The organism is Nocardiopsis sp. NPDC055551 (assembly GCF_053619415.1).
Map to the genome: position 1 here is coordinate 906884 of NZ_JBSHJJ010000001.1, position 6509 is coordinate 913392.

Here is a 6509-nt window from a genome sequence, read left to right on the forward strand (position 1 = left end):
CCGGTGTGCCCCGGCTCTCGGGGCCGGCCACCAAGGCGGAGGTCCTTCGGGGGCACCGCTGAACCCCGTGGTGATCCGGTCTCGTACCCGAAGAGATCAACGCCCCTCGTGGGACCGCTTCCATATGGTCCCGGGCCGACCTCCGGGGCGAGTGTCGCCATGAGCGCAGCCCAGGTCCGGGTTTCGTGCCACACCGATGACTTCGTCGAGCCGGTCACGCACGGAGAGCAGGTCGGTGATCCGCTGCTCGATGAGCGCGCGTTCGTCCACCAACCGCTCCAACAGGGCAGGGGAGGTCTCGGTCTCACCCGAGTCCACGCACGGCAGTACCTCTCGGACGGTGGCACTCGTCAGGCCCGCGGCGTACAGCCGTTGAATCAACCTGACGCGTTCGACGGCGGATTCGGGATACCTCCGCTGGCCACCGGCGGTGCGGTCGGCGAGGAGCAGACGCTGTTCCTCGTAGTAGCGCAGGGCCCTCACGCTCACCCCCGACTGCTCGGCGACCTCACCGATCCGCACCTGTCCTCCTCCGGCCGAGAGACGGTCCCGGCTCGCCGATTTGCACCTCACGTCAACGTCAGGTTCTAGGGTAACGGCGATCGAACGAACACCTCGTCGAGGACCATCAAGGTAAGGCGGACATCATGCGCGCAGCACGCTTCCACGAATACGGCGGAGCGAAGAACCTGGTGATCGAGCAGGCCCTCGACCCCCACCCTGGCCCCGGAGAGATCCGTGTCCGTGTCGCGGCGGCCGGCGTCAACCCCATCGACTGGAAGCTGCGCACCGGCGCCCTGCACGAGGTGTTTCCCCTGGAGCTGCCCGCCATTCCCGGGCGTGAGGCCGCCGGGGTGGTCGACGAGATCGGTGACGGAGTGCGAAAGGTGAGCATCGGCGACCGCGTCTTCGGGCTGGGCGGTGTCACCGGAGCGACCGCCGAGTCGGTCGTCTTCTCGGCCTGGGCCCACACCCCCGCCACCTGGACCGATGAGCAGGCCGCCGGAGCCGCTCTGGCCTCCGTGACCGCGATGCGTGGACTGAACCCGCTCGGCTCCCTCCCGGGGCGAACCCTTCTCATCGAGGGTGCCGCCGGAGGCGTGGGCAGTGCGGCGGTCGAAATCGCCGCGGCACGAGGCGCCACCGTGGTCGGGACGGCGAGCGAACGCAACCACGAGTTCCTCACCTCTCTCGGTGCGATTCCCACCACCTACGGCCCCGGCCTCGCGCAGCGCCTCACCGCTCTCGCCCCGCGCGGCGTCGACATCGCGCTCGACACCGCGGCCTCCGGCTCACTGGAGGACCTCGTCGCGATCACGGGCGACCCGACTCGCGTCGCCACGGTCGCCGACCACGCGGGCGGGCAGCGTCTGGGCACGCACGTGGTCAACGCCGAGAACGATTCCGATCTCCTGTCCGCGGCCGCGGAACTGGGTCGGCAAGGCCACTACACACCCCGCATCGAACAGAGCTATCCCCTGAAGGCGATCGCCGACGCCCACGCGCGCGCCGAGCGCGGACGCACACGCGGAAAGATCGTCATCCTCTTCTGAGGGGGCAACGTCCCGGCTCAGGCGCGCAGGAACCCCAACACCGGTTCGGTCTGTTCCAGGACGGCGTGGCCCACACCGGGCAGCACTCGCACCTGGGCCTTCGGCGCCAGGGCACGCATGCGGCGGGCGGTACCGGCCGAATCGAACATCCGGTCCCGCCCGCCCACGATCACCGACACCGGCATGCTCAGGGCACGTAGTCCCTGGTCGGTGAAGATCGGTAGTCGCTCGGTGCGAGGCCGGAACCCGGAGAAGTTGTCCAGCACCGCTTCCAGCATCGTCCGGCCCGCGGGACCGTCCAGTCCCGTCAGGTAGCTGGTGGCGGCCACCCTGCCACGCCGACCGAACAGCATCAGCAGCCCGGCCCCCAGGATCCGCCATCGGCGCTGTGCGCCCACTCCTCCGGGGCAGACCACCACCAGCCGCGAGACACGTCCCGGGCGGCGGATCGCGTAGTCCAACGCCGTCCACCCGCCCAGCGACATCCCCGCCAGGGCCACACGCTCCAGGCCCAGCCCGGAGAGCACGTCGTCGAGCCACAGCGCGCTCGACTCCGTGGCCAGGTCCGGGCGGGAGGGGGCACTCAGCCCGGGTTCGCCGACCAGGTCCACCGCATGCACCCGAAAGTGCTCCGACCAGGCCGCGATGTCCGCGCGCCAGGTGGTGGCGTTGGCCCCCGATCCGTGTAGCAGTACCAGTGGCGGTGCCTGTTCGGGTCCGGTGACCAGGACGAAGGTCTGACCCTCCCGGGTGGGCAGGTGGCACCGCTCGGCCGGTACCGGCCACCGCTCCAGTTCCTGTTCGTATCGGTCCCGGATCCTTCGGGCCGTCTCTTCGTTGCGGTAGATCTTCTCCACTCGGACTCCCCTGTCCATCCTGAAACGACCCTAATCCTCCCTTAGTAAAGAAGTAAAGGGAATGATGAGGAACGCCACGTGCATAGATTGACCTCAATCAATGTTGAGGTTCTACGGTTCAGGGAAGCCCGAACCCACGACCGATCGGCGGACCCATGAGCATGGAAATGGCCGCGTGGAACTCCATCTACCACGCGATGCACGCCAAGGAGGACCAGCGGCCCTTCTCCTTGCCCGTCCTACGTAGGATCGCCGGCTTCGCCCGCCCCCACGCCCGCCCGCTCATCTGGTTCCTGATCCTGAGCGTGGTCACCGCCGCCTTGGCCGTGGCCACACCACTACTGGCCGGACGCGTGGTCAACGCCATCATCGATGGTGGCGCCCTGCGCCCCGTCCTGCTCCTGGCCGGTCTCATCGCCGCCATCGCCGTCGCCGAGGCCGTCCTGGCCCTCATCGTGCGTTGGCTCTCCTCCCGCGTGGGCGAAGGACTCATCCTGGACCTGCGCACCACCGTCTACGACCACGTCCAACGCATGCCGGTCGCCTTCTTCACCCGCACCCGTACCGGAGCGCTGGTCAGTCGCCTCAACAACGACGTCATCGGCGCCCAACGCGCCTTCAGCGACGTGCTCTCCGGGGTGATGAGCAACCTGGTCACCCTCATCCTGGCCCTGGCCGTGATGATCACCCTGTCCTGGCAGATCACCCTGCTGTCGCTGCTGTTGCTGCCCGTCTTCGTCATCCCCGCCCGCCGCATGGGCGCCCGCCTGGCCAGGATCGAACGCGAACGCGCCCTGCACAACTCCGCCATGGGCACCCAGATGACCGAACGCTTCTCCGCGCCCGGCGCCACCCTGATCAAGCTCTTCGGGCGCCCCGCCGAGGAGTCCGCGGAGTTCGCCCGCCGTGCCTCCCGGGTTCGCGACATCGGCGTGCGCACCGCCATGGTCCAAGAGGTCTTCTTCACCGCCCTGACCCTGGTCTCGGCCATCGCCCTGGCCCTGGTCTACGGGCTGGGCGGCTTCTACGCGCTCAGCGGTCGTCTGGACGCCGGAACCGTGGTGTCCATGGGCATGCTCCTGACCCGTCTGTACGCACCCCTCACCGCACTGGCCGGCGCCCGCGTGGAGGTCATGAGCGCCCTGGTCAGCTTCAGCCGTGTCTTCGAGGTACTCGACCTCAAACCGCTGGTGGACGAAAAGCCCGACGCCCGACCCCTGCCGGCCGGCCCGGTCTCCCTGGAGTTCGACGACGTCACCTTCGCCTACCCCACCGCCGACAAGGTCTCCCTGGCCTCCCTGGAGGAGGTCGCCACCTTGGATCCGGCCGATCACGGGCCCGTCCTGCACGGGGTGTCCTTCCACGTCGAACCCGGTCAGACCGTGGCACTGGTCGGCTCCTCCGGCGCGGGCAAGTCCACCATCGCCCAACTAACCCCGCGCCTGTACGACGTGGACACCGGTTCGGTACGCCTGGGAGACACCGACGTACGCGACCTGACCTTCGATTCCATCCGCGCCACCCTGGGCATGGTCACCCAGGACGGGCACCTGTTCCACGAGTCCATCCGCGTCAACCTCACCCTGGGCGCACCGCAGGCCACCGAGGAACAGGTCTGGGACGCCCTGCGCCGCGCACGACTGGACACCCTCGTCGCCGCCCTGCCCGACGGTCTGGACACGGTGGTGGGCGAGCGCGGCTACCGCTTCTCCGGTGGTGAACGCCAACGCCTGACCATCGCCCGACTACTACTGACCGACCCCGAGATCGTCATCCTCGACGAGGCCACCTCGGCGCTGGACTCCACCTCCGAGGCCGCGGTCCAGGCCGCCCTGAGCGAGGCCCTGCGTGGGCGCACCGCCCTGGTGATCGCCCACCGGTTGTCCACCATCCGCGCCGCCGACGCGATCCTGGTGGTGGAGGCCGGCCGGATCACGGAACGGGGAACCCACACCGAGCTGCTCGCCCGCGGTGGTCGCTACAGCGAGCTGTACCGCACCCAGTTCGCCCAGGAAACCGCCTCCGCCGACGACGGCGACCCCGTGCACGTGGCGGGCTGAGCCCCGCCGCCTCCGACCCCGTCCCCCGGTGGCGCCACACCGGGGGACGGATCACCCTTTCCACCGTCCAAAGGCATCGAGGTCCCTGCTTCCGGACGGTCGCGGTCCAGGAGCAGAAAGAGGAAGTTCCTCTTCACCTCGGAGGTGGTGCGCCAAGGTGTGACACCTTGGCCCTCACTCCGCCGTTGTACCGCGCGGGTACGACATTTCCCCGAGCCCGCCGAGGTCAGATCCGCTTGATCACCCTGGCGGGGTTGCCGACGGCGACCACACCGGCGGGCAGGTCCCGGGTGACCACCGCTCCGGCACCCACCACGGTGTCGTCGCCGATGGTCACACCGGGGCAGACGATCACGCCACCGCCCAGCCACACGTTCTCACCGATGGTGATGGGCTCGGCGGACTCCCACCCGGCCTTGCGCTCGGCGGGATCGAGAGGGTGGGTGGGGGTGAGCAGTTGGACGTTGGGGCCCATCTGGGTATGGGCGCCGATCCGGATCGGCGCCACGTCCAGCATCACCGCGCCGAAGTTGACGAACACCCCCTCGCCCAGGGTGATGCGGTGGCCGTAGTCCACGTACAGGGGCGGGCGCACGGCGGCGTTCTCACCCACTTCGCCGAGCAGGTCGCCCAACGCCTTGACGCGCCCCTCATGGTCGTCGGACGCGGTGGAGTTGAAGACGTCCATGAGCTTGTGGCACCGGACGGCCTCGGCCGCCAACTCGGCGTCGACCCGGTAGGGCTCACCGGCGAGCATTCGTTCCTTGGCGCTGGTCACAGCGGTCCTTTCCGTGGCTGAAAACTCCGTCGAGCCTAACGCCACGCTCTGCGACAATGCCCATCATGAGATCCCCCACCCCCACGGTCCTGGTGAGCGGAGCCACCGGCGGCATCGGCGCCGCCCTGGTCGACGAACTCCTGCGACGCGAACGCCACGTGGTGGCGATGGGCCGTGACCTGGACCGTCTGGCCGACCTGGCCCGAACCCGACCGGGTGTGCGGACCGTGCTCGCCGATCTCGAACACCCTCAGACCCTGGCCGAGACGCTGGAGCCGCTGACCGAGGAGATCGGGGAGCTGTCGGCCTTCGTGCACTGCGCGGGGCTCTCCCCGGTGGCGTCGGTGGCCGACTCCCCCGCCGCCCTGTGGAACCGGGTGCTGGCTGTCAACCTGATCGCCGCCGCCGAACTCGTCCGCCTCGTGCTGCCCGCCTTGCGCACCGCCAAGGGCCACGTGGTGCTGGTCAACGCCGCCCCCGGCCTACACGGGGTGCCGCGCTGGTCGGCCTTCGCCGCGAGCAAGGCGGGGCTGAGCGAGCTGGCCGGCGCCTTGCGCGCCGAGGAGGCCCAACACGGGGTGCGGGTCACCTCTGTCCACCCCGGAGGGACCGCCACCGAAACCCTGCGACGGGTGCGCGCGGACTTCGATCGGCCCTACGACCCTGAGGCCTGTATTCGCCCCACCACCTTGGCCGGGGCGATCGCGGACGTGCTGGATCTGCCCCGCGACGCGCTGGTCACCGAGCTGCACCTGCGCCCGGGTCCCTGAACCGGTACGGGGCCGCCTCGTCCGCTCGGTGCGGATGAGACGGCCCTTTCATTCCATTTTCCCGCGTAGCGGGACAAGGGCAGCCGAACCGCCGCTAGGCGGTCCGGCGTCCACCACAGGACACAGAAAGTAGACCTGTGTCACCTGTATACTACTCTCGTGTCTGTGACTCGCAAGGTTCGCCGGTTCTCCGGTGGCGTGTACGACCTCGGACTCCACGTCGTGTGGTGTTCGAAGTACCGCCGACCGGTACTCGCTGGACGCGTGGCACAGCGCCTAGAGGAACTGATCAGGTCCAAGGCGAATGAACGCGGTTGGGAGATCATCGCAGTTGAGGTGATGCCCGACCACGTGCACCTGTTCGTCAAGCACGACCCCAAGGCATCGGCGTCATATGTCGCCAACCAGTTCAAGGGGTACACATCGCGCGTTCTGCGTGAGGAGTTCCCCCACTTGAGGTCGAAGCTGCCCACCCTGTGGTCGTCGTCGTA

7 protein-coding genes are annotated in these 6509 nt (G+C 68.9%); 4 read left to right on the forward strand and 3 right to left on the reverse strand.

Going from position 1 to position 6509, the window contains the following annotated elements; genetic code table 11:
• Positions 1-96: 96 nt before the first annotated feature.
• Positions 97-522, reverse strand: coding sequence for a MerR family transcriptional regulator (locus ACWGSK_RS03810; protein WP_358512614.1), 426 nt, complete (start codon positions 520-522; stop codon positions 97-99).
• Positions 523-647: 125 nt separating this feature from the next.
• Here ACWGSK_RS03810 and ACWGSK_RS03815 point away from each other — a divergent pair, with 125 nt between their 5' ends.
• Positions 648-1553: an NADP-dependent oxidoreductase gene (locus tag ACWGSK_RS03815; protein ID WP_358512611.1), complete on the forward strand. Its 906-nt coding sequence runs from the start codon at positions 648-650 to the stop codon at positions 1551-1553.
• Positions 1554-1570: 17 nt separating this feature from the next.
• Here the strand turns inward: ACWGSK_RS03815 and ACWGSK_RS03820 are convergent, their stop codons facing one another.
• A complete protein-coding gene (locus tag ACWGSK_RS03820) occupies positions 1571-2410 on the reverse strand; it encodes an alpha/beta fold hydrolase (protein WP_358512608.1) in 840 nt (279 codons plus the stop codon).
• A 155-nt stretch (positions 2411-2565) separates the two neighbouring features.
• Here ACWGSK_RS03820 and ACWGSK_RS03825 point away from each other — a divergent pair, with 155 nt between their 5' ends.
• On the forward strand, positions 2566-4470 hold the full coding sequence (locus ACWGSK_RS03825) for an ABC transporter ATP-binding protein (RefSeq protein WP_452455172.1): 1905 nt from the start codon (positions 2566-2568) through the stop codon (positions 4468-4470).
• A 226-nt stretch (positions 4471-4696) separates the two neighbouring features.
• Here the strand turns inward: ACWGSK_RS03825 and ACWGSK_RS03830 are convergent, their stop codons facing one another.
• The gene (locus ACWGSK_RS03830) at positions 4697-5227 is read right to left on the reverse strand and encodes a sugar O-acetyltransferase (RefSeq protein ID WP_452455193.1); all 531 of its coding nucleotides are present in this window, start codon (positions 5225-5227) and stop codon (positions 4697-4699) included.
• A gap of 86 nt (positions 5228-5313) precedes the next feature.
• On the opposite strand from ACWGSK_RS03830, the gene ACWGSK_RS03835 reads away from it, so the two are divergent.
• Both ACWGSK_RS03835 and tnpA read left to right on the forward strand, forming a co-directional pair.
• Entirely contained in the window at positions 5314-6018 is a 705-nt protein-coding gene (locus ACWGSK_RS03835) for an SDR family oxidoreductase (RefSeq protein WP_452455173.1), read from the forward strand.
• Positions 6019-6183: 165 nt separating this feature from the next.
• Positions 6184-6509 (forward strand): IS200/IS605 family transposase (tnpA, locus tag ACWGSK_RS03840; protein WP_452455174.1); only part of this gene is annotated, 326 nt, incomplete at its 3' end.